General features: G+C 60.8%; 21 protein-coding genes. All 21 read right to left on the bottom strand.

Going from position 1 to position 20,011, the window contains the following annotated elements:
• Positions 1 to 22: 22 nt before the first annotated feature.
• The 21 genes from G0Q00_RS00975 to fabD all read right to left on the bottom strand — a co-directional run bounded on the left by G0Q00_RS00975 (position 23) and on the right by fabD (position 19,960).
• On the bottom strand, positions 23 to 3,943 hold the full coding sequence (locus G0Q00_RS00975) for a glycoside hydrolase/phage tail family protein (RefSeq protein WP_163035538.1): 3,921 nt from the start codon (positions 3,941 to 3,943) through the stop codon (positions 23 to 25).
• Positions 3,943 to 4,389: an NlpC/P60 family protein gene (locus G0Q00_RS00970; RefSeq protein WP_163035537.1), complete on the bottom strand. Its 447-nt coding sequence runs from the start codon at positions 4,387 to 4,389 to the stop codon at positions 3,943 to 3,945. The genes G0Q00_RS00975 and G0Q00_RS00970 overlap by 1 nt, the downstream gene beginning before the upstream one ends.
• Position 4,390: 1 nt before the next feature.
• A complete protein-coding gene (locus G0Q00_RS00965; protein ID WP_163035536.1) occupies positions 4,391 to 5,344 on the bottom strand; it encodes a DUF2163 domain-containing protein in 954 nt (317 codons plus the stop codon).
• The gene (locus G0Q00_RS00960; RefSeq protein ID WP_163035535.1) at positions 5,344 to 5,976 is read right to left on the bottom strand and encodes a DUF2460 domain-containing protein; all 633 of its coding nucleotides are present in this window, start codon (positions 5,974 to 5,976) and stop codon (positions 5,344 to 5,346) included. The genes G0Q00_RS00965 and G0Q00_RS00960 overlap by 1 nt, the downstream gene beginning before the upstream one ends.
• Before the next feature lie 33 nt (positions 5,977 to 6,009).
• Complete coding sequence (locus G0Q00_RS00955) at positions 6,010 to 6,672, bottom strand: phage tail tape measure protein (RefSeq protein ID WP_163035534.1); 663 nt, start codon at positions 6,670 to 6,672, stop codon at positions 6,010 to 6,012.
• Positions 6,672 to 6,890 (bottom strand): rcc01693 family protein, encoded by a 219-nt coding sequence (locus tag G0Q00_RS00950; protein ID WP_163035533.1) that lies wholly within the window; start codon positions 6,888 to 6,890, stop codon positions 6,672 to 6,674. Before G0Q00_RS00950 ends, G0Q00_RS00955 begins: the two co-directional genes overlap by 1 nt.
• A complete protein-coding gene (locus G0Q00_RS00945; protein ID WP_163035532.1) occupies positions 6,883 to 7,215 on the bottom strand; it encodes a gene transfer agent family protein in 333 nt (110 codons plus the stop codon). Before G0Q00_RS00945 ends, G0Q00_RS00950 begins: the two co-directional genes overlap by 8 nt.
• A gap of 2 nt (positions 7,216 to 7,217) precedes the next feature.
• Complete coding sequence (locus G0Q00_RS00940; protein ID WP_163035531.1) at positions 7,218 to 7,631, bottom strand: phage major tail protein, TP901-1 family; 414 nt, start codon at positions 7,629 to 7,631, stop codon at positions 7,218 to 7,220.
• A 23-nt stretch (positions 7,632 to 7,654) separates the two neighbouring features.
• Complete coding sequence (locus tag G0Q00_RS00935) at positions 7,655 to 8,065, bottom strand: DUF3168 domain-containing protein (protein WP_133486520.1); 411 nt, start codon at positions 8,063 to 8,065, stop codon at positions 7,655 to 7,657.
• Complete coding sequence (locus G0Q00_RS00930; RefSeq protein ID WP_163035530.1) at positions 8,062 to 8,400, bottom strand: phage head closure protein; 339 nt, start codon at positions 8,398 to 8,400, stop codon at positions 8,062 to 8,064. The genes G0Q00_RS00935 and G0Q00_RS00930 overlap by 4 nt, the downstream gene beginning before the upstream one ends.
• Positions 8,397 to 9,002 carry a head-tail connector protein gene (locus G0Q00_RS00925; RefSeq protein ID WP_163035529.1) on the bottom strand — a complete coding sequence of 202 codons (606 nt, stop codon included), beginning with the start codon at positions 9,000 to 9,002 and terminating at the stop codon, positions 8,397 to 8,399. The genes G0Q00_RS00930 and G0Q00_RS00925 overlap by 4 nt, the downstream gene beginning before the upstream one ends.
• A 163-nt stretch (positions 9,003 to 9,165) precedes the next feature.
• Positions 9,166 to 10,383, bottom strand: a complete 1,218-nt coding sequence (locus G0Q00_RS00920) for a phage major capsid protein (protein ID WP_163035528.1) — start codon at positions 10,381 to 10,383, stop codon at positions 9,166 to 9,168.
• A gap of 34 nt (positions 10,384 to 10,417) precedes the next feature.
• Entirely contained in the window at positions 10,418 to 10,990 is a 573-nt protein-coding gene (locus G0Q00_RS00915; RefSeq protein WP_163035527.1) for an HK97 family phage prohead protease, read from the bottom strand.
• Between the two features lie 15 nt (positions 10,991 to 11,005).
• Positions 11,006 to 12,196: a phage portal protein gene (locus G0Q00_RS00910; RefSeq protein WP_163035526.1), complete on the bottom strand. Its 1,191-nt coding sequence runs from the start codon at positions 12,194 to 12,196 to the stop codon at positions 11,006 to 11,008.
• A 195-nt stretch (positions 12,197 to 12,391) separates the two neighbouring features.
• Positions 12,392 to 13,657: a DNA-packaging protein gene (locus G0Q00_RS00905; RefSeq protein WP_239058354.1), complete on the bottom strand. Its 1,266-nt coding sequence runs from the start codon at positions 13,655 to 13,657 to the stop codon at positions 12,392 to 12,394.
• Positions 13,658 to 14,199: 542 nt separating this feature from the next.
• Complete coding sequence (gene mltG / locus G0Q00_RS00900; protein ID WP_163035524.1) at positions 14,200 to 15,360, bottom strand: endolytic transglycosylase MltG; 1,161 nt, start codon at positions 15,358 to 15,360, stop codon at positions 14,200 to 14,202.
• Positions 15,360 to 16,622, bottom strand: a complete 1,263-nt coding sequence (gene fabF, locus G0Q00_RS00895; protein ID WP_163035523.1) for a beta-ketoacyl-ACP synthase II — start codon at positions 16,620 to 16,622, stop codon at positions 15,360 to 15,362. Before fabF ends, mltG begins: the two co-directional genes overlap by 1 nt.
• 191 nt (positions 16,623 to 16,813) lie before the next feature.
• Positions 16,814 to 17,557 (bottom strand): HisA/HisF-related TIM barrel protein, encoded by a 744-nt coding sequence (locus tag G0Q00_RS00890; RefSeq protein WP_163035522.1) that lies wholly within the window; start codon positions 17,555 to 17,557, stop codon positions 16,814 to 16,816.
• Between the two features lie 171 nt (positions 17,558 to 17,728).
• Complete coding sequence (locus G0Q00_RS00885; RefSeq protein WP_108856591.1) at positions 17,729 to 17,962, bottom strand: acyl carrier protein; 234 nt, start codon at positions 17,960 to 17,962, stop codon at positions 17,729 to 17,731.
• Positions 17,963 to 18,182: 220 nt separating this feature from the next.
• Positions 18,183 to 18,920 carry a 3-oxoacyl-[acyl-carrier-protein] reductase gene (fabG, locus tag G0Q00_RS00880; RefSeq protein WP_163035521.1) on the bottom strand — a complete coding sequence of 246 codons (738 nt, stop codon included), beginning with the start codon at positions 18,918 to 18,920 and terminating at the stop codon, positions 18,183 to 18,185.
• A gap of 98 nt (positions 18,921 to 19,018) precedes the next feature.
• A complete protein-coding gene (gene fabD, locus G0Q00_RS00875) occupies positions 19,019 to 19,960 on the bottom strand; it encodes an ACP S-malonyltransferase (RefSeq protein ID WP_163035520.1) in 942 nt (313 codons plus the stop codon).
• Positions 19,961 to 20,011: the final 51 nt, after the last annotated feature.

The following is a 20,011-nucleotide window of genomic DNA, read 5'->3' as shown; positions in this document are numbered from 1 at the left end:
CACCGGGCAAAACCGGTCGCATTTAGAGCGTCACCTGAAGCTGCGTATACGGCCCCGGCCCAAAAAGCTCTGACACTTGCGCGACCTCGACCGTGTAGATGCCCGGCACCATATCAGCACTGCGCAACACAGAGATATAGCTCCAACTGGGGCTGGTGACATCAACCTCGCGCAGCACAGTGGCACCGTTACGGATCCGCAGACGATAGCGTTCGTCCACCTCGCCCAGCGGCACTTCGGTCTCGCTCCACGGGTCCCCGTCGATCCGGGTCCGGCGGATCCAGCTGAACTGGTGATCCCCGCCGTCATCGTGCGCGGATAGATGCACAGGCGCATAGGGGCGCAGACCGATGCCGTTGAAGCCGTACACCACATGCACATAGCTTTCATCCGTATAGGATTTACGCGCCGGTCCAATGCGATAGTGCCGGTTCAACCCACGCGCAGAAGAGGCAAGCGGGATCTGTTCCTGCGCACCATCCAGCACGACAACAAAGCTGCCAACCGGCCACGATGAAGGCATGGTGGCGTCCGTGCCCAGCTGCCCCCGCAGACGCAAGCTTAGGTCATAGGTATGTTCACCCACAAGCTCCGCTGTGGCGAACTGCAGGATTTCCCAGTTTTCAGGGCTACCATCTCCGATGGCCAGCACATTGGCCCCGTTCAACAGATCATCGGTAGAGACCGAGAACAGCGTGTCGGGCTTGGGCAGCTTCACGCGCAAAGCAGGACCCCGATCCAGCATGCCAACGGGTGCCGAAAGCAGTTCGGTTTCCGTGACACCGATGATCGACCGTGCTGTCACCCTATCAATCCGGCGATACCCATTGTCACTGGCCGAGCGATAGATCGCAACGGCACCTGGCCAAGGCTCGGCCATGACCGCCACATGCGGCGCATGGGGTACTTCCTCTCCGGTCAGCAAGGGTAGATCCATGAAGATCGGGAAGATTGGACCTGCCGCAACATAGGGTTTCACGGCAGGCGCCGGCTCCACGCTATCTGACGGTAGGAACAAGCCCGGCTCGACCCGCACAGCGCGGATGTTCTGCACACCGGCATGTTCTACATGATCCACACGGAAATGCTCGGTCCCGGCGTCGGTTTCAAGCATCAGCACATCCCCTGCCCCCTTGGACAGCTCGGACGGCGGCAGGGCGAAGCTTGCACTGTCCCGCGCCACGCGGGCCTCAGATAGCCAGCGTTCGGTGATCGCGCGGGCTTCGGCGCGCGTCAGGATCAGCGGGATTTCCGATGTCGAAACTGTATAGCTAGTTTCATCCGGGAAAATCGCCTCGACCGCACGGATGTCATAGTCTCCGCCGCTTTCGATATAGTTCAACCGGACACGTCCAGCGATCTCAGCCTCGGGCGCGCGAATGCGTTCAAGCGTCGTATCGCGTTCGGGCGACAGCGCCATCTTCTCGGGGTTCAGAATGTGATCGGGCCGTCCCGTGCGCGAGGCAAAGATCAGAACGCCTTCGCGTTCCGACACCTCGAACCCGTAGGCCAGCATCAGCGGTTGTAGGGCGGCCCGTGCCCCGCTTATCTGATCCACCACGTAGCCACGCACCAGACCATATAGCTTGGACACGTCATATCGCGTCACGCCAGAACGCTCGCAGACCTCGCTAACCACAGACGCCAACGACCGCGCCGAAGCACGCCCGTTGAGCCAATGGCCACGCTCATAGTTCGCCCCGTCGCTCCACAACCCTTTGCGGTTGGGGAATTGCGGGAAGGGGCGCGTATCCCAGGCCCAGACATGGGCGCGGCTCATATCCAGCATCTGCACACCCGTGGCGCTGTGATGCGGGTTGTTGGCGCTGTCCCCCCAATAGTCATACATGGCCCGCAGGTATTGCGCCTGCATCAGGTCATCGCGCCGACCGCTGGAATAGCGCGGCAGAGAGCTTTCCGAACTTTTGGGGTCCAGAAACTTGTTGGGCTGATTGGTGCCCTTGTCGATCGCCGCACATCCGATTTCCGTGAACCAGAACGGCTTTGACCCGGGCAGCCAATCGGTTGGCGTCACATCGCGCACGCCATCGACGCGGTTGCGGTGCGAGTGTTCCCACCAGCCGCGCAGGTCCTTGTAGCGATAGACCCAGTCCTCGCCATGGGCGCCATCGGTGATGGGCGTCCGGATCTGCAAGTCGCGCGCTTCGGGGGTTTTATAATACCAATCAAACCCCTCACCGCCTTCGATATTGGCCTTGAGGTAGTCGAGGTTGTAGATTGCCTCATACGCGGCATCCGCGTGGTCCACCCCGTCGCGCCAATCGGACAGGGGCATATAGTTGTCGATGCCGATAAAGTCGATCTCACCATGGCTCCACAGGGGATCGAGGTGGAAGAACACGTCCCCCGTCCCATCCTGCGGCTGATAGCCGAAGTATTCCGACCAATCGGCGGCATACGATATCTTTGTCTCAGCCCCAAGAATACCGCGCACGTCTTGGGCCAGTTGCATCAGCTGCTCGACCACGGGGAAGCTGTTCCCCGGACCCCGGATCTGGGTCAGGCTGCGCAGCTCGGACCCGATCAGGAACGCGTCTACGCCCCCAGCAGCGGCACAGAGGTGCGCATAGTGCAGGATGAAACGGCGATACGAAAACTCGTTCGGACCGGAATAGTCCACGCCCGTGTCGGTCACGGTGAAATCACTGGGCTGCGCGGTGCCAAAGAACGTATCCACCTGAGACACAGCCCCCGATGAGCCATCCGGCGACCCGGGGTGATGCGGCGCAAGCACGGTGGTGATCCGCCCGCGCCACGGCAGGGCGGGCTGACCGATCTGGGCCGTCCAGGGGTCGAACAGAGTGTTGCCCTCCATCTGCTCCATCAGGATGAAGGGATAGAAGGTGGTCTTGCGATCGTTTTGCGATGCGTAAGCAATGGCCTCTTTCACGGCTTGATCCGAGGGCGTTCCCCCATAGACCGGACGGTCATCCTCGTCCCGTGGCACCAGTCCCGCTTCAGCACGCCCCAGACCGCTGACGGTCCACGGCATAGATTTTCCATCCATCTCGTGTTGCTCAACCCGCGGCTGGATCTGGCACGATCCACAGCGCAGATCATTGCCAAACCACGACACCACAAGCGCCGTGTTCTTACAGTTCGGCATCTCATCTTGCAGTTGCTCAAACGAGGTCACGAAATCCGTTTTGCCAGACGGGTTGTTCAGGTTCGACCCTCCGCTAACGCCCGGGCCTGCATCGTATTGCACTTTCGTGGTCGCCATCGCGTATTCCCCCGTCCCCGGGATTAACGCCACCGCCTGCGTGCCGCGCGCGACCTCTTGGTCCTGAGCGGGCTGCTCGGGGCGGAAGACCTCGAAACTGAACTGCGGCACACGGTTGCCAAACGGGGTGACATCCAGGTCCTCGATCACTACATAGGCGACCCCGCGATAGGCCGGCGCCTTCCCCGCCCCTTTGACGGCTTCGATCTTGGGATCGGGCAGTTGGTCCTCGGTGCCTTTGTAGACACGGATGGTCAGATCACTTTTCTCGATCTCGTTGCCATCGGCCCAAATTCGGCCAACGCGCGTGATTTCACCCTCGCACAGCGCAACGGCTAAGCTGATCGAATAGCTATAGGTCGTGACCTCGGGCTCTGGCGGTTTAACCAGCCCCTTGCCGCCCCCGGTTGTGGTGGTGTTTTCCTTGAAGCGGGTCGACCAGATCACTTGCCCACCCAGACGCGCGCGCCCGTAGATCATCGGGATTGGGGTACCTTCTGAAGCACCGCTCATACGCAACCGGTCCACGCGCCCCGTCTCGATCGGGTCGGACCCCGCGCCTAGAATACGATTGTCGATGGTCTGGCCGATCGTGGCCCCGATGGCCTTGCCGATGACCACCGAAGACAGTCCCAGAATGCCCCCACCAATCGAGGCACCAGCCGCAGCACCTACGGCAGAAAGAAGTATCGTCGCCATCAGCTTGTCCTTTCAGGAAATTCAAAACACGCCACGATGCGGCGCGCCCAAGGGGTCGAAAGCGGACTTTCGACGACCCCATGCCCGGAATAGGCGTGGATAAATGACGGGGCCGGCCCGATGTGGCTGACAAAGCCAAGATGCTTCGCCACCGCGTCCGAGCGCATACGGAACAATAGGATGTCACCCGGTTGCCGGTCTTCACATGGTTTTGGCACCAGATGCGCCTGCGCTGCCTGCCACAGGGTTTCTTGCCGGTCGGTCTCGGACCAGTCCGCGGTATAAGGCGGCACCGTCACAGGTTCCTGACCCAACACGGCCCGCCAGACGCCGCGCACCAACCCAAGACAGTCGCACCCTGCCCCTTTTTGCGAGGCTTGATGCACATAGGGCGTCCCCAACCATTCCTGCAACTCCTGCAGGATCTCTGCCTGTCTCTGTCCCATTTCAGCCCCCGGAGATCGGCGAGAACAGGCTGACGTCGCCCGACATCAGACCATCAAGGTCCAACGTCTCGCGCCCGTCGCCGCCGTCATTCAAGCCAGACGGGATCGGATAGGACATCAGCCAATCCTCTCCTGGAATGTCAGGAAACCCACGAAAGTTCAGGAAGTTGTTGAACTTCTTGCGGCAGGTTCTGGGCAGCTTGTCACAGCCCGCCTCAAGTCGCACCCGATCCCCCGGCCGCATCTCGGCACGCAGCGCTTCCCACAGCTCGATGGACCGCGCGCCGTCGTCGCCCTTTGCGTCGTTCTTGATGATCCCGCTTAGTCCCTCCGCGTCGCCGCTAAGCACCGTGAAGCGCCCACGCACGAACCAGTCTTCCGGGTAAAGCGACATGTCTACGAATTGGAACGTGGTCTCCTGATCATTGCTGACTAGGTCCAGCTCGATCGAGTATCCGGTCTGCTCCAGATCGAACCGGCAGTTTCCATCACCCAGCACCGCCGAGCACGGAGACTGATATGCCCGCCCCTGTGGCTGGTTCATCGCCTCGCTCAACCCGTTCAGCTCGGCGCGGAAGCCACCTGCCTCGCGGGCAAGCTCTCCGACCGTTCCGCGAAAGCGCAGGTAGCGTTGCGAGACATCGCGCCAGTTGACCAACCAAGCTTCGACCTCGGCCCCATCATAGCGGCCAGCCCGAATGTCCTTTTCACTGATCGCGTCCGTGGACAGGACGCCCAACGCCTCGGTGTTGTCGACCGACAGGCCAGTGGTCTGGCTTAGCGCATGCGCCGTCATGCCGGTATCGGCCTTGTAGGTGATGCCATCCATCTGCACGTCCAGATCATGGTCGGTGAAGCCGTACACCACACCATCGCGTCGCGTGACCTTCCACAGCCGTGCAACGGTTGTAACCCCTTCGTCCAGATGGGTTTGAAATTCCGTTGAAATCGCCATTAGACACGCACCTCGACGACGGGCACATTGGGGGCATCGCCTGCCTGAAAGGACGCAACCGAGGTGTGTATCCGATCGGTGTCAAACCGGACCGGCACATCAAACTCGAACCCTGCTGTGACCTCTTCACCCTCCTCCGGCGCCGTCGCGAACGTAACCTTCCCCGTCGTCAGATCCACGCTGTACTGCGTGCCTTCAATTTGAGGATCACCCTTCAGCCCCAGCCTCACGGTGCCCTCGACAGGCTTCTGGATCGGGCGCTCGTAGGTATCCACACCCGACCGATAGGTCTTGATCAGCTGAAACACGGTCCGCACGCCATCGCCCCAACCCAGGATCTGATCGGTGAACGCCGGATCCGCCGAAGGCAGCCCGCTTTTGTGGTCCGACCAATCCTTCCAGCGAAACGCGTGCAACTGCCCGCGCCGCGCTTCAAAGAAGGCGATCAGAGTCTCGACATCGTCCAGCGACCGCATGCCGATCCCGGCATCATAGCGTCTGCGGGAATGCTCCCACGGGGTGTTGCGTTCTTCAAACCCGTTGGCCAGCGTCACCACTTCAGTGCGCCGTTCAGGTCCACCAACCGAGCCGAAGCTCAGATTGGCCGGGAAGCGAATTTCGTGAAATGACATGGCGAACCCTCCTCAGGTCGTAAAATCAGGGGATCAGCGGTGACGTTGTCCACGCGCAAGCGCGCGCTGGACATTCGCCGCGATCTGGCTTTGCGACCGGCGGAAGCTTTCCACATCCGGGGTCGAGATATTCATGGTGATGTTGATCGGCGCTCCACCGCCCGCCGCGCGCACACCCAGACGGCCATCCGCCCCGCGACTTAAGGGCATAATGGCCTCTGGCCCCGCCTCACCCATCAGGCCCGTCCCACCGCGCATCGGAAATGCTGTCGCCTGCGAAACGACGCCACCCTTGGCAAAGGGCATCACACGCCCTTGGGTGAACGCACCACCATCGGCAAAAGGCAGAAAGGCGTTGGTGAGCGCCCCAACCCCTTGCCCAAGGATACTGCCAAAATGGTTGGTGACAGGGGTGATCGCCGCGTTGAACGCCGCATCAGTCATCGACTTTGCGACAGTTTTCAACGCATCCGACAGCTTCATGCCATCGAAGGCCAACCCCTCGAACGCACGCCGCAATCCGGACGAGATGCCCGACGACAGCTTGCTCACATCCGTGCTCAGATCCGAGATCGTCGAATGCATCCCCTTCAGTTCAAAAATGAACCCGGTCGTCATCTGTTGTGCGCCGCCAAGCGCGGCTTCCAGCGCGTCGATCTGATCGTCAAAGCTGTCGATACTGTCCAATCCAGCCATCACATGCCCTTTCCAGTAGGTTCACGCGGCTCATCGGGGAACGCGCGTGCAAGCTCTTCCAGCCGGGATCGCAGGCAGGTGGCAGGTTGCCCTTCCAGCCCGGCCATCACAGCCAATTCGATGGGGGTCAGCGCCCAGAATTGATCCGGGCGCAACCCCAGTTTTCCAAGGCCAAGGCGCATCAACCCCGGCCAGTCGAAGCCGGCAGGCTCAGCCATCGGCGGCCTCGTTCGGGGTCAGTGCAAAAGCACGGGTCAAAAGCTGACCGGCAGCCTTCGCCGCCGCGACCGGGCCACCTTGGATTTCAGCAGCCAACAGGTCCGTTGCCGTGCCTTGCCAGCCTCCACCGCGCAGCCCGGCCACGATCAGCGCCAGCACATCACGGCTTGAGAACTGCCCGTGTTCAAACCGCTCGACCAAGGACACGATGGATGCTTCGCCCAGCTGCTCTTCCAGCTCGGCCAACGCCCCCAATGTCAGTTTCAGCACATGGGATGTGCCATCGATCACCAGCGCCACTTCGCCCGTCCACCGGTTGGTCATGATCACAGCGCCGTAAAGGTCAGTTCGCCAGCCGAGGCCATCGACAGCTCATAGGTCGCCTCGCCGTTATGCGAACCCGCATATTCGATCGAGGTGATCATGTACGGGCCTTCGACCACGCCGAAATCGGGCACAATCACCTGAAAATTCGGCACTTCATTGTCGAAAAAGATCTGGCGGGCACGCTCGTCGGTCGAGGCGTCCTTGAACACACCCGAGCCCGAGATCGACGCCGATTTCACGCCAGCGCCGCCCAGCAGCTCGCGCCAGCCGCCCGTGCTTTCCAAGCTGGTCACATCCACGCTTTCCGCGTTGAAGCTCAGGCGCGTGGCCCGAAGGCCTGCAATGGTCTCGAACACGCCGGTATCGGTCATGTCGAGCTTGATCAGAAGGTCTTTGCCGTTTTGCGCAGCCATAGGATCACTCCGTTTTGAAAGGTTTAGTTGTCTTCGACACGTGCGCGGAAGATCAGATCGATGCGACGTACATCCGCGTCTTCAACCCGCCGCGCCCGCGCACGATGAAAGTTCAGATACACAAGCCGGCCACGTGCCAGGATCAGGCTGGCATCCACCAGCGTGTCACTGACCGCTGCGGCAACTTCTTTGGCGGCTTGAAAGCCCGCCGCATCCGTGACCACGCTGATCGTGACCTCGTGCAACGCACCCTGCCCGGTCATGTCCGAGCGTTCGCGCACATCTTCAGGCCCAAGGCTGACATAGGTGCCGGTGATGATACCCGCAGGCACCGCGTCATAGATCGCGCCGGGCACCAACGTGGACAGCGTGCTGTCCGCCGCAAGGCGCTGGTATATGGCCTGTTGCAAGGCCGCTGAAACGCCATAACTCATGCCGAAACCTCCTCTTGTGCAAAGCAGGTCAGGTAATGCGCGCCTGCATCAGCCTCGGTCACCGCGAGGATGCGGAAGATCCGGGATCCGTCACGAAAACGCTGGTCAGGCTTCGGGCGCGATGGCGCACCGTCGGGGGCTGCGCGCACTGTGATGCGAAAGGCGATCGACGACACGGTGGCCATACCGGCGGCACGCTCGCGCCCTGAGCCATGTTTGACCTCCGCCCAGAGGGTGCCCAGCTCTTGCCAGCTTTGGGTGAAGCCCCCCGCGCCATCCGGCGCGCGCACTGGCTCTTCCAGCGACAATTTGCGGTTCAGGACAGGGCGCTTCATACCGCCCCTCCACCGCCAAACAGTCGCACGGTGCGATAGCGTTGCAAAAGCGCCGCAATCGCAGCGGGCAGTTCACCCTGCCCGGTCATAGAACCATCCGCACGATTCTCGTAATAACTCGCGGCCAGCATCATCACCGCCTGCGCCAGATCAGCTGGCAGATCGCCCCAGGTGGCACCAAAGCCAGCCTCGAACCCAATCACGGCTTGGCCGCCCACGGGAATGGCAGGCAAGCACAGCCCGGTCGACACAAGGCGGGGGCGGTGCATATCCGGCTCCAGCCCATAGCGGGTGGGGTCGATCACCTCGGTCCCGCCCAGACGGTCATGGATCTCAAGGCTCAGAACCTGCATGACGGGTGCCACCGGCAGGGCTTGCGACGCCAGATCGCGCCAAGCGGTCAGGGTCCAGGTAAATTCGCGCGACAGAAGGATCTTGCCGGTGCGGGCCTCGATCGCGGCCATGGCGGCCCGAAGGTAGGTTTCCAGCACCTGATCCTGCACCCCATCATCGGCAAACCCGGTCCCCAGCCGCAGGTGGTCCTTGAATTGGGCGACCGGAAGGGCCGTGCCCGGCACTGTGGTCTGCTCGACTAACATCATGGATCATCTCCGAAATTCGGGCCCCTCACGTCTTGTGGGAAAGGGTGGGCGCGCACCGTCCGTATTGCTCGGACGGAGGGGAGCAGCTAGACAACACGGGGGAGGTCGGCGCGCGCCCTGCCCCGTGACAGCCCGAAAGCCATCACGGGATCAGGTCCGGCTCTTAGGTGAGCGAGAACTTCAGAAGCTTGATCGCAGCAAAGTCGCTGACATCACCGCCTACGCGCTTGGTGGCATAGAACAGGACGTGCGGCTTGGCCGAGAACGGATCACGCAGAATGCGCGTGTCAGGACGTTCGGCGATGGTATAACCGGCCCCAAAATCACCAAAGGCGATCGCGTGGCTATCGGCACCAATGTCGGGCATGTCCTCGACGATCAGAACCGGATAGCCGATCAGACGGGCCGGTTCGCCAGCCACAGTCGCGTCCGACCACAGGAAGCGGCCATCAGCGTCTTTCAGCTTGCGCACAGCACCCACGGTTTTCGAATTCATCACGAAGACCGCATTCGCACGATAATCTGCACCCAGCGCATAGATCAGATCAAAGATCGCATCGCCCGGATTGGCGACATTGAAATCGCCGGCTTCCCCGGTGGCGACGTAACCCAGATTGCCCCAGCTCCAGCTGTCATTGTCCACTGCAGTGTGGTTCAGGATGCCCACGGGCTTTTCGACACCGTCACCGTTGATGAACGCACCGCTTTCCGCACGCGAGAACTTGTCCGCAATACGACCCGCCAGCCAGTTTTCGATGTCAAACGCGCTGTCATCCAGCAGGCGCTGCGAGACTTTCGGCAGGGCCGACAGCTCGTGCAGCGGGATCGAGATGCGGTCGATCTGCGGGGTGCCGGTTTCTGTCGAAGAACCAGTTTCCGATGCCCAGCCGGTGATCAGATCACCCTGGTCGATCAGCACGTCATAGGCGGTGCCTTCCACGTTCACCACATTGGCGACCGAACGCAGCGATGCGGCGTTGTTCAGAACGCCCTTGATGGTGTCCGCGGTCACCGGATCAACCAGATAGCCGCCATCAGCCGCCACGGCCGAGGACATGGCTTTGCCCTCCAGATCGATGCCACGCAGCGCGTCATCGTCGCCCGATCGGACATAGGCCTCGAAGGCTTTCTGATGCGGCGCTTCCAGATCGGCGGCGGCGGCAAGATGCGGGCGGCCCGCGATGGTGTTAGATTTGCGATCCAGCATGGTCAGTCGCTCTTCCTGTTGTTGAAGTTTAGTGGAAATGTCTTCGTGAAACTGATTGATATCGCTCACGAAACCAGCCAGCGCGGTCTTCACCTCGGCAGCCGGAGTGGGGCCCGAAACCTGGCCAGCAGGCACAGCCGACTGGCCCAGAGCCTTCGTCTCTTTGTTGCTCATCTTTGGGTCCTTTTCAGGGGTTCAGATCGCTGGCTCAGGCGTTGCGGGCCAGCATCAGGCGTGCGTCCTCAAGGGTCGCGGCCAGTTCACGCAAGGTGGTGTCATCGGCATCAGGCGCATCGCCCTTTGCTCCCACCCGCGCCGTCGGAAGCATCGGGAAGGTCACAAGCGACACCTCCCACAGCTCCAATTCCGTCAGGCGACGTCCGCCCGTCTGGGTCTTGGTCGACTTTTTGGTGCGATAGCCGATGGACAGCCCGTCAATGGCGCCGGCCTCGATCAAGGCGGCGGCCTCGCGGCCTTTCTCGACATCACTCAGGATGCGGCCTTTGACATAGAGACCCTTGGCATCCTCGCGCACCTCATCCCAGATCCCGATGGGCTGGGCCGGGTCGTGCTGCCACAGCATCTTCACGCCGCGCCCCTTGGCCGTCAGCTCGTCCAGCGATTTGGCATAGGCCCCGCGGGCAACGACATCGCCGCCATTGTCGACTTCATCGAAGAAGCTGGCATAACCGTCGATCTGAATGCCCTCGGCGGTCTGGACGGTTTCGCCCAGCTTGACGAACTTGTGCTCAAGCCCGAAATCGGTGTGGTAATCACTCATGGAATGCGCCCTTTCTTAGTGGTCTTGTGCCAGAGGCGGCAGGCCCAGCAGGCTGCGTTTTTCGGATTCTGTCAGGAAGTCGGCCTCGGCCACGCGCTTCCACTGCTGGTCACGTTCAGCGGCCAATGCGGGCACCTGATCCAGATCCGGCTTCAGCTTCACGCCTTCGCCTGTGAATCCCGCCAGCCAATGGCCGACGCTGGCCGCCACGCGGGACACCAAGGGCACCACGGTCAGGCGATAGAAGGCACGACTGGCCTCTTGGTAATTGGCGTATGTCGCGTCGCCCGGAATGCCGATCAGCATCGGCGGCACCCCGAAGGCCTGCGCGATCTCGCGTGCGGCGGCTTCTTTGGTTTTTTGGAATTCCATGTCCGAGGGGCTGAACCCCATCGGCTTCCAGTCCAGCCCACCTTCCAGCAGCATCGGCCGTCCGGCATTACGCGCGCCCACGTGATGGCTTTCCATTTCAGAAAGTAGCCGATCATACTGATCCGCGCTCAACTGCGCCTGACCTTCGCCGCCCTTGTAAACAATGGCTCCCGAGGGTCGTGCTGCATTGTCCAGAAGCGCTTTCGACCAGCGGCTTGCCGCATTGTGCACGTCGATCGCCGTGGCCGCTGCCTGAAGCGGAGACAGCCCGTAGTGGTCGTCCTGTGGGTGGAAGGCCTTCACATGGCAGATGGGCGAGGCCCCCTCGGACACGTGGAAGCGGTGTTTGCGCGCCCCGACCGTATAGTCATAGGCCACCGGCCAACCATCCGCGCCGGGCACCAGCGCCATCCGGTCCGAGCGCAGCACATGCAACTCGCGCGGTTGGCCCTCGTCGTCCAGAACCGCTTCCAGATAGCCATTACCGGTCAGCAACATCTGACCAAAAAACGCCTCAAACAGTTCGGCCCGACCCTGCGCCGCGTTGGGACGCGCCAGAAGATCTAGCACCGGATGAACATCATAGCGTTGCTGATCGTCCTGCAGCACCAAAGGCAACGCACTGGCCGCTTCCGCAATCAACTTGACCGAGCGAAATCCGACCGGATTGGCCGAAAAACCAGAACGGGTCAGGCTGACCGTGTCGCGTGGGCTCCAGGCCACCCGGCCTGCATTTCCATAAGCGATGACTGGCCCGGTGGCCGACGCCTTTGCCTCGCCCGGCATCTCGGCCTTCGCGCCCTCTGTGCCTCGCTTGAGAAAATCAAATACCATGCGCCTTGGCTCCTTGGTTTCGGTTTCCAGTCCCCCGGCATCCCCCGGGCAAACCTGTCCTGTCCGGGCAAAACGCGGTCGCGCCACCCAGCGGATATTTTGTCATTTCGTGATCAGGCGGGGCTTCAGACCCATCGGGCTATTCGCCCCGCCTTTCGATGTTTGGCACTTTGCCAGTGAGGGTTAAAAAACTCTTTAACCCAGCGTGCGCACCTGCGGTCTGCGGTAGGACGCAACAGGCTCAATGATCAATTCATGCAGGGCCCAGACCAGCGCGTCCACACGGTCGGGGCTACCTTTGCCCTCATAGCCTTGGCTGGTCATACGGCACATCTGATCTTCGAGCGCGGCCATGTTGCCCATATGAGAAACTCGACCCTGTTCGTACAAAGCGGCCACGGGCTCGGCCCGCGTCACCTTGCCCCGCGTCGCGCGCACAGCCTTATAGGGCACGGTGGCGTCAATCTGACGGATCACGCTTTCCACAAGGTCGCCACCTTGGTTAACCTCGGCGACCAACCGGTCCGCCTGATGCCGCTCCATCGCGTTCAGCGCCGCCTCGGCCCATTCCGAAGGACTGGCCGCCGTCACGCTGGCATCTTCCAGCACCACAGCTTTCCACTCACCCGGAGGCCCCTTCGCAAAGACGCCTGCCACCACGATCCCGCATTCGTCGGATCCTTTGTGGCCCGTGACTGGTGGGTCCACCGCAATCACGATCCGATCCAGTACAGGCGTGTCTGGCCCCAATCGATGCTTGTCCAGCATCGCCATCGTCCACAACGCGCCCTCGGTGTCTTCCAAAAGCACGCCATCCAATTCCTGCCGCCCCAGCCGCGTATCCGCGTAGCGCGTCCGCACTTCATCCAGAAAACTCTTCGCCAGATAGGCGCGGTTAGCCTCGGTCGGCGCGTGCGTCGTCACGGTCGAGGGGTTCTTCAAGATCTGCTTCAGCACCCCCACATTGCGCGGTGTGGTGGTGACGCATTGCCGGGGATGCGTCCCAAGGCGCAGCCCAAACTGCAACATGTCCCACGTATCCTCGGCCTTTTTCCACTTGGCCAGCTCATCTACCCATGCCGCGTCGAACTGCGGGCCACGCAAGCTTTCCGGTTCATGCGCCGAGAATACCTGTGCAATCGCTCCATTGGGCCAAACCAGCCTACGCCGCCCGGCCTCCCACACTGGACGCCGATCCGGGGGCGAGCAGGCGAGAATGCCGCTTTCGCCAAACACCATCACCTCGCGCACCTGATCGATGGTCTCGCCCACTAACGCCACACGACGCGAGCGGCCGGGATCCAGCGGCCCTGCCCCTTCGACCTCGGCCCGTACCCATTCGGACCCGGCGCGAGTTTTCCCCGCGCCACGCCCGCCCATGATCACCCATGTCCGCCAATCCCCCTCGGGCGGCAGTTGGTGATCCAGGGCCCAGAATCCGAACAGATAGGGCAGCGCCATCAGCGCCCCGTCACTCAGATCGTTCAGAAAGCTCTCGCGTTCGTCTTGCGTCGCGCAGGCAAGCCAGTCTGCGCCCGATTTCGTCTCGGGCCTGAGCAAGGTCCAGCTCTGCCGCTCGTCCGCCGCCAAATCCGGCTTTACCACTTTGTTCAAGACGTTTCCTTTCCTCAAATACCGTTTGCATCGCGCGACGCACATCGGTTACGGCTTTCGCCAGCTCCGGCGTGGTTTCGCACCCACCTGTTTCCGCCGTAGACAACTGGCGATCCAACTCTTTCAAAACACGTAGAAAAAACGCGTCCGCGATCTTCATGTAATCTTCGGATGCTGCGTCTTTCCCTAAAGGCGTAATCATTGTCATTCTTGTTTTGTTGCCTCTCATGCTCTTGTCCGCACAAGCGACATGAAAAAACGGCCCTGGGGCAGATGCCCAAGGCCGTTACTTTCACGTCTTCTAGCGTATGTCAGAGACTACACGGGACCGTACGTTCGGTCAAAATGCAACGCGCGAATGCCGCGCGCTACGGTAAGGATCTGGAAACCTACTGGTTGGCGCGCTCGGCTTCGATCTTGCGCCATTCCGCCACGTTGGCGTTGTGTTCGGCCAAGGTTTCCGCAAACGCGTGACCGCCCGTACCATCTGCCACAAAGAAGATATAGGGTGTGCTGTCCGGGTTCAAAGCCGCCTCAATGGCAGCACGTCCTGGGTTGGCAATGGGGGTCGGTGGCAGCGCATCAATCACATATGTGTTGTAGGGCGTTTGCCGGCGCAGCTCGCTTTGGCGCAGACCGCGTCCAAGGCTGCCCTGCCCCTTGGTGATGCCATAGATGACCGTCGGGTCCGTCTGCAGACGCATCCCTTGGTTCAGTCGGTTCACAAAGACACTGGCGACCTGACGTCGTTCCTCGGCCAGACCGGTTTCCTTCTCGACGATGGACGCCATCACCAGTGCTTCATCCGCATTCGCATAAGGAAGATCCGCCGCGCGGTTGTTCCACGCCTCGGCCAAGATCTCGACCTGCGCATCCTGCATCGAGGCGATCAGCGCCGCGCGATCCGCGCCCGCTTTCACCTCGTAGCTGTCCGGGGCCAAGCTGCCTTCCGCAGGAAGGCTGGCAACCTCGCCCGTCATGAAGTCGGCACGATTAAGGCTATCCACAACCTGCCAGCTGGTCACACCTTCAGCTACGGCGATCCGGAACCGGGTATCGCTTTCATCGCGCTTTTCCAGATAGGACGCGGGGGCATCCCCCTCCAGCTCGGCTGGCTTGAACTCAGCCGTGATCTGGTATTCTTGCGAGGCCGGATCAAGTTCACGCACCTGCATCACAGCCGACAGAACGCCAACACGATACAGGATCTCGGTCCCGCAGGTTGACGCGCCGCCGCGTGTGACGATGTCAACGATTTCTTCCATCGAGGCACCGTCCTGAACAAGGAAGGACCCCGCCTTCAGCGCAGACGCCTTGTCGGAATACTCGACCCCAATTCTGAAGATCGAGGCGTTTGAAATCGCCCCCTGCGCTTCCAGATTGTCCGCCACGCGCGAGAACGAGCTGCCGCGCTCGACCCGCAGGCAGATGGTTTCTGCCAGCGGACCTTCAGACGTGTACTGTCTCTGGCCCCATGCCACCACGCCGACCGCAACGATCAGAATGACAATGAACAGGCTCAGCGCATTCGAGGCGATGTTGCGCCACATCAGTCAGCAACCTTCCCCATCACAAGGCTGGCATTGGTGCCACCAAAACCAAAGCTGTTGGACAGGGCGATGTTGATCTCGCGCTTCTCAGCCTTGTTGGCGGCCAGCGACAGGCGCGGCTCGATCGCCGGGTTGTCTAGGTTGATGGTGGGCGGAGCGATCTGATCACGAATGGCCAGGATGCAGAAGATGGCTTCCACAGCGCCGGCGGCGCCCAGCAGGTGGCCGATGGACGATTTGGTCGAGGACATCGTGGCCGTGTCAGCCGCATCACCCAGCAGGCGCTCAACTGCGCCCAGTTCCACCGTATCCGCCATGGTCGAGGTGCCGTGCGCGTTGATATAGTCAATCGCCGCAGGCTCTAGCCCGGCTTTACCAAGGGCGGCTTGCATGGCACGGAAACCACCATCGCCATCTTCGGCAGGTGCGGTGATGTGATAAGCGTCGCCCGACAGACCATAACCCAGCACTTCAGCATAGATCTTCGCGCCGCGTGCTTTGGCGTGTTCGTATTCTTCCAGAACCACGATGCCAGCGCCCTCGCCCATGACGAAACCGTCGCGGTCTTCGTCATAAGGACGGCTTGCGGCCTGCGGGTCATCCCCACGTTTGGTTGACAGAGCTTTACACGCGTTGAAGCCTGCAATGCCCAGCTCGCAAATCGCGGCCTCGGCACCACCAGCAACCATCACATCCGCATCGCCTGATTGGATCAGACGGCTCGCGTCACCAATGGCGTGTGCGCCGGTCGAACAGGCGGTCACGACCGAGTGGTTCGGGCCCTTGTAGCCAAACTTGATCGACACCTGACCCGAGATCAGGTTGATCAGCGAACCGGGGATAAAGAAAGGCGACACGCGGCGCGGGCCGCGTTCGTTCAGCAGGATCGAGGTGTCCGCAATGGTCGACAGTCCGCCAATGCCCGACCCGATGATCACGCCAGTGCGCAGAAGGCTTTCTTCGTCTTCGGGCAACCAGTCAGCATCTTTGACCGCCATCTCGGCAGCAGCCAGACCATAGAGGATGAAATCATCGACCTTGCGGCGCTCTTTCGGCTCCATCCAGTCGTCCGGGTTGAAGGTGCCATCGGTGCCATCGCCCAGCGGAACTTCGCAGGCATATTTGGTGGTCACGCGCGAGGCATCAAATTTCGTGATCGGGCCCGCGCCGGACTGTCCGTCCAGAATACGCTCCCATGTTTCCTCAACGCCGCTTGCCAGCGGAGAAATCATGCCCAATCCTGTTACAACCACTCGACGCATTCTGGTGCCCTTTCTCAGGTTTTCAAATGTCTTGGCGGTGATAGCGCGGCTAGGCATGGTGGGGCAAGCCGAAACCGTGCACGGGTGGAAGCTCGCTTATCGGCACAACGCTCCATTGCACCCGTAGTTGTTGGCCAGCAACGGACAAGCGTCCAGTCTGATCACTGGCCAACACGTTGGTTTCAAAAGGATCAGATGAACTCTGCCTTGGGTTCAGGTTCAGGACGCGCGACGTCCAAAGCTTCCACCAGATCCACATTTTTCGAGAACAATGCCCGTCCGATCAATGTCCCCGCAATGTTCGGCACATATTTCAGCCGGGCCACATCATCCAACTCGTGCACTGTGCCAGCTGCAATCACCTGATGTTTGGTTTCACCCGCAAGCGCGCTCAAAAGCCCCAGCTGAGCGTCTGGTTGTTCAATATCGCTGTCGATATCTGTAATCAGCACACTGGCCAACGGCACGTCAGCATAAGATGCCAAGAAGCTTTCCGGAGAAATCGCAACCGGATTGCGCCATCCGTCGGTCATCAGGTTGCCCTGCCAAACGTCAGCGGCCAGAACGATCTGATCTGGATACCGGTTGGCGAGTTCTTTCACCATGGCCGGATCGCGCGCAGCCACCGTTCCCATAACGACACGCCCTGCGCCCTTCTCGATCCATGCTTCAGCCATGTCACGGGTACGGATACCGCCTGCGACCTGTACCGAACACCCGGCCGCGTTAATGATGGCTTCAATCAGCTCGGCATTGTCACATTCGCCTGCAACCGCATCGAAATCGGTCACTTGGATCCATTCGGCCCCGGCCTCGGCAAATCCTTGTGCTGTTTCCACCGGGTCCACATGCCAGATCGAGGGCTCTTCAAGACGACCGCGATGCAACGTCACACAACGTCCGTTCTGCAATTCAAGTGTAGGATAGATAATCATGGAGCGCCTCCTTCGCCAATCCAGTGATGGCCTAGTGAAGTTTAGCACATCCAACAGCGAGCGTTTAAATTCGGCTCAATTAAGTCTGAAACCGGCAAAAGACGTATTCGAACATAAAAAAACGGCCCATCCGAAGATAGGCCGTCTTTGAAACTCGTGTGCCTTGAAAGATCAGGCAGCTTCGGTGATGAATTTCACAGCGTCGCCGAAGGTCTGAATGGTTTCAGCAGCGTCGTCCGGGATTTCAATGCCAAACTCTTCTTCGAAAGCCATTACCAGCTCTACGGTGTCCAGGCTGTCTGCGCCCAGGTCGTCGATGAACGAGGCGGTCTCGGTGACCTTGTCCTCTTCAACACCCAGGTGCTCAACTACGATTTTCTTCACACGATCTGCGACGTCGCTCATGATCAATCCTCACGTTAGTTCAGGGCTTGGCCCTTTTCGTTTGACCCGTTTGGGCCGCTAAGTTTCCCGCGCGTAACGCCGAGACCCCCAGCCCATTTGGACTGCCCTTTCGGGCTGATGGGGTAAACCTGCGCCGCCTATAACACATCGAAGAAGATAGGCAAACGCTTTCGCGGTGCAAGGGCGCAGACAAAAAAATAGCTGACCGCGCCCACCGCCTTTAGAGCATAGCCATACCACCGTTCACGTGGATCGTGGCGCCGGTTGTATAGCCTGCCTCGTTCGAGGCCAGATACAGAACCGCTGCTGCGATTTCTTCCGGCGCGCCCATGCGGCCAGCAGGAATCTGCGCAAGCGTGCCCGACTTCTGATCATCAGTCAGCTTGTCGGTCATCGCGGTACCGATAAAGCCCGGTGCGATGCAGTTTGCAGTAATCCCACGGCTGGCGACTTCGTAGGCGATCGACTTGGTCAAGCCAACCATACCCGCTTTCGACGCGGCATAGTTTACCTGACCGGGGTTACCGGTTGCACCAACAATCGAGCCGATGTTGATGATACGGCCCCAGCGGGCTTTCATCATCGGGCGCATCACGCCACGGCACAGACGCATGGTCGAAGTCAGGTTGACGTTGATCACGTCGTCCCAATCCTGATCCGACAAGCGCATGAACAGTTGATCACGCGTGATGCCCGCGTTGTTCACCAGAATGTCGACCCCCCCCATAGCTTCAACTGCCTGCTTCGGCAGAGCGTCCACGGCCTCGCCGTCCGACAGGTTACACGGCAGCACATGTGCGCGTTCACCCAGTTCAGCGGCCAGCGCCTCGAGAGGTTCCACACGGGTGCCCGACAGCGCAACAGTCGCGCCGGCAGCGTGCAAAGCCTTGGCGATCGCGCCACCAATGCCGCCGGATGCGCCCGTTACCAGAGCATTTTTTCCAGTCAGATCAAACATCTGCATTTCCTTCTTTCACCTCAGACGGTCCCCGTTTTCTTGCAAGAAAACGCCCCAGAGTTTTCAAAAACTCTGGCTCTAGCCGTCCTTTATTTCTCTTATCCGTTCAGCGCTTCAACTGCGGCTTTCACGTCGTCGGGCGATCCGATGGCACGGGTGGCGACCGATTTGTCGATCCGTTTGACCATGCCGGACAAGGCTTTACCTGCACCGATCTCCCAAATCTCATCCACGCCATGCTCGGCCATATACGCCACGCTTTCACGCCAGCGCACCGAACCCGTCACCTGCTCGACCAGAAGCGAACGGATCAGCGCCGGGTCTGCAACCTCGGCGGCACGAACGTTCGCCACCAGTGGCACCGCAGGCGCGTTCATTTCCACGTGAACCAGCGCCTCGGCCATGACCTCAGCAGCGGGCTGCATCAACGCACAATGGAACGGAGCACTTACCGGCAGAAGAACCGCGCGACGGGCACCCTTGCCCTTGGCGATTTCGACTGCGCGTTCAACGGCTTCCTTGTGGCCCGACACAACCACCTGTGCGGGGTCATTGTCGTTCGCGGCCTGACAGACCTGCTCGTGAGCCGCTTCCGAGGCCACCTCGGCAGCTGTATCGAAATCCAATCCCAGAAGGGCTGCCATTGCACCGACACCCACCGGCACGGCTTCCTGCATGGCCTTTCCACGGGTCCGCAGCAGACGCGCGGTGTCGGCAACCGACAATGCACCTGCGGCCGCCAGCGCCGAGTATTCGCCCAGCGAGTGTCCCGCAACATAAGACGCGGCGTCGATGGACACCCCTTCGGCCTCCAGCGCGCGCATGGTGGCCAGCGATGTGGCCATCAAAGCCGGCTGTGCATTTTGAGTGAGGGTCAGCTCTTCCTGCTCGCCTTCCCAGATCAGTGAAGACAGCTTTTCACCAAGCGCCTCGTCGACCTCGTCAAATACGGCTTTCGCTGCGGGATAGGCGTCTGCAAGGGCCTTGCCCATGCCAATGCTTTGGGCCCCTTGCCCGGGAAATACGAATGCGCGGCTCATGGCCCCTCCTCTTTATGCCGATGGCTTCAGGGAATGGGATACCTTGCGACG

The sequence above is a fragment of the Aliiroseovarius sp. PrR006 genome, from assembly GCF_010500215.1.
Lineage (GTDB): Bacteria > Pseudomonadota > Alphaproteobacteria > Rhodobacterales > Rhodobacteraceae > Aliiroseovarius.
The sequence above is the reverse complement of the archived record's forward strand: the minus strand, read 5'-3'. Positions and strand labels throughout refer to the sequence as shown.

Bases quoted from the DNA above. Each gene is read 5' to 3' on its own strand.
- G0Q00_RS00975 (WP_163035538.1), bottom strand. From the start codon at position 3,943: ATGGCGACGATACTTCTTTCTGCCGTAGGTGCTGCGGCTGGTGCCTCG.
- G0Q00_RS00970 (WP_163035537.1), bottom strand. From the start codon at position 4,389: ATGGGACAGAGACAGGCAGAGATCCTGCAGGAGTTGCAGGAATGGTTG.
- G0Q00_RS00965 (WP_163035536.1), bottom strand. From the start codon at position 5,344: ATGGCGATTTCAACGGAATTTCAAACCCATCTGGACGAAGGGGTTACA.
- G0Q00_RS00960 (WP_163035535.1), bottom strand. From the start codon at position 5,976: ATGTCATTTCACGAAATTCGCTTCCCGGCCAATCTGAGCTTCGGCTCG.
- G0Q00_RS00955 (WP_163035534.1), bottom strand. From the start codon at position 6,672: ATGGCTGGATTGGACAGTATCGACAGCTTTGACGATCAGATCGACGCG.
- G0Q00_RS00950 (WP_163035533.1), bottom strand. From the start codon at position 6,890: ATGGCTGAGCCTGCCGGCTTCGACTGGCCGGGGTTGATGCGCCTTGGC.
- G0Q00_RS00945 (WP_163035532.1), bottom strand. From the start codon at position 7,215: ATGACCAACCGGTGGACGGGCGAAGTGGCGCTGGTGATCGATGGCACA.
- G0Q00_RS00940 (WP_163035531.1), bottom strand. From the start codon at position 7,631: ATGGCTGCGCAAAACGGCAAAGACCTTCTGATCAAGCTCGACATGACC.
- G0Q00_RS00935 (WP_133486520.1), bottom strand. From the start codon at position 8,065: ATGAGTTATGGCGTTTCAGCGGCCTTGCAACAGGCCATATACCAGCGC.
- G0Q00_RS00930 (WP_163035530.1), bottom strand. From the start codon at position 8,400: ATGAAGCGCCCTGTCCTGAACCGCAAATTGTCGCTGGAAGAGCCAGTG.
- G0Q00_RS00925 (WP_163035529.1), bottom strand. From the start codon at position 9,002: ATGATGTTAGTCGAGCAGACCACAGTGCCGGGCACGGCCCTTCCGGTC.
- G0Q00_RS00920 (WP_163035528.1), bottom strand. From the start codon at position 10,383: ATGAGCAACAAAGAGACGAAGGCTCTGGGCCAGTCGGCTGTGCCTGCT.
- G0Q00_RS00915 (WP_163035527.1), bottom strand. From the start codon at position 10,990: ATGAGTGATTACCACACCGATTTCGGGCTTGAGCACAAGTTCGTCAAG.
- G0Q00_RS00910 (WP_163035526.1), bottom strand. From the start codon at position 12,196: ATGGTATTTGATTTTCTCAAGCGAGGCACAGAGGGCGCGAAGGCCGAG.
- G0Q00_RS00905 (WP_239058354.1), bottom strand. From the start codon at position 13,657: ATGGCGCTGCCCTATCTGTTCGGATTCTGGGCCCTGGATCACCAACTG.
- mltG (WP_163035524.1), bottom strand. From the start codon at position 15,360: ATGTGGCGCAACATCGCCTCGAATGCGCTGAGCCTGTTCATTGTCATT.
- fabF (WP_163035523.1), bottom strand. From the start codon at position 16,622: ATGCGTCGAGTGGTTGTAACAGGATTGGGCATGATTTCTCCGCTGGCA.
- G0Q00_RS00890 (WP_163035522.1), bottom strand. From the start codon at position 17,557: ATGATTATCTATCCTACACTTGAATTGCAGAACGGACGTTGTGTGACG.
- G0Q00_RS00885 (WP_108856591.1), bottom strand. From the start codon at position 17,962: ATGAGCGACGTCGCAGATCGTGTGAAGAAAATCGTAGTTGAGCACCTG.
- fabG (WP_163035521.1), bottom strand. From the start codon at position 18,920: ATGTTTGATCTGACTGGAAAAAATGCTCTGGTAACGGGCGCATCCGGC.
- fabD (WP_163035520.1), bottom strand. From the start codon at position 19,960: ATGAGCCGCGCATTCGTATTTCCCGGGCAAGGGGCCCAAAGCATTGGC.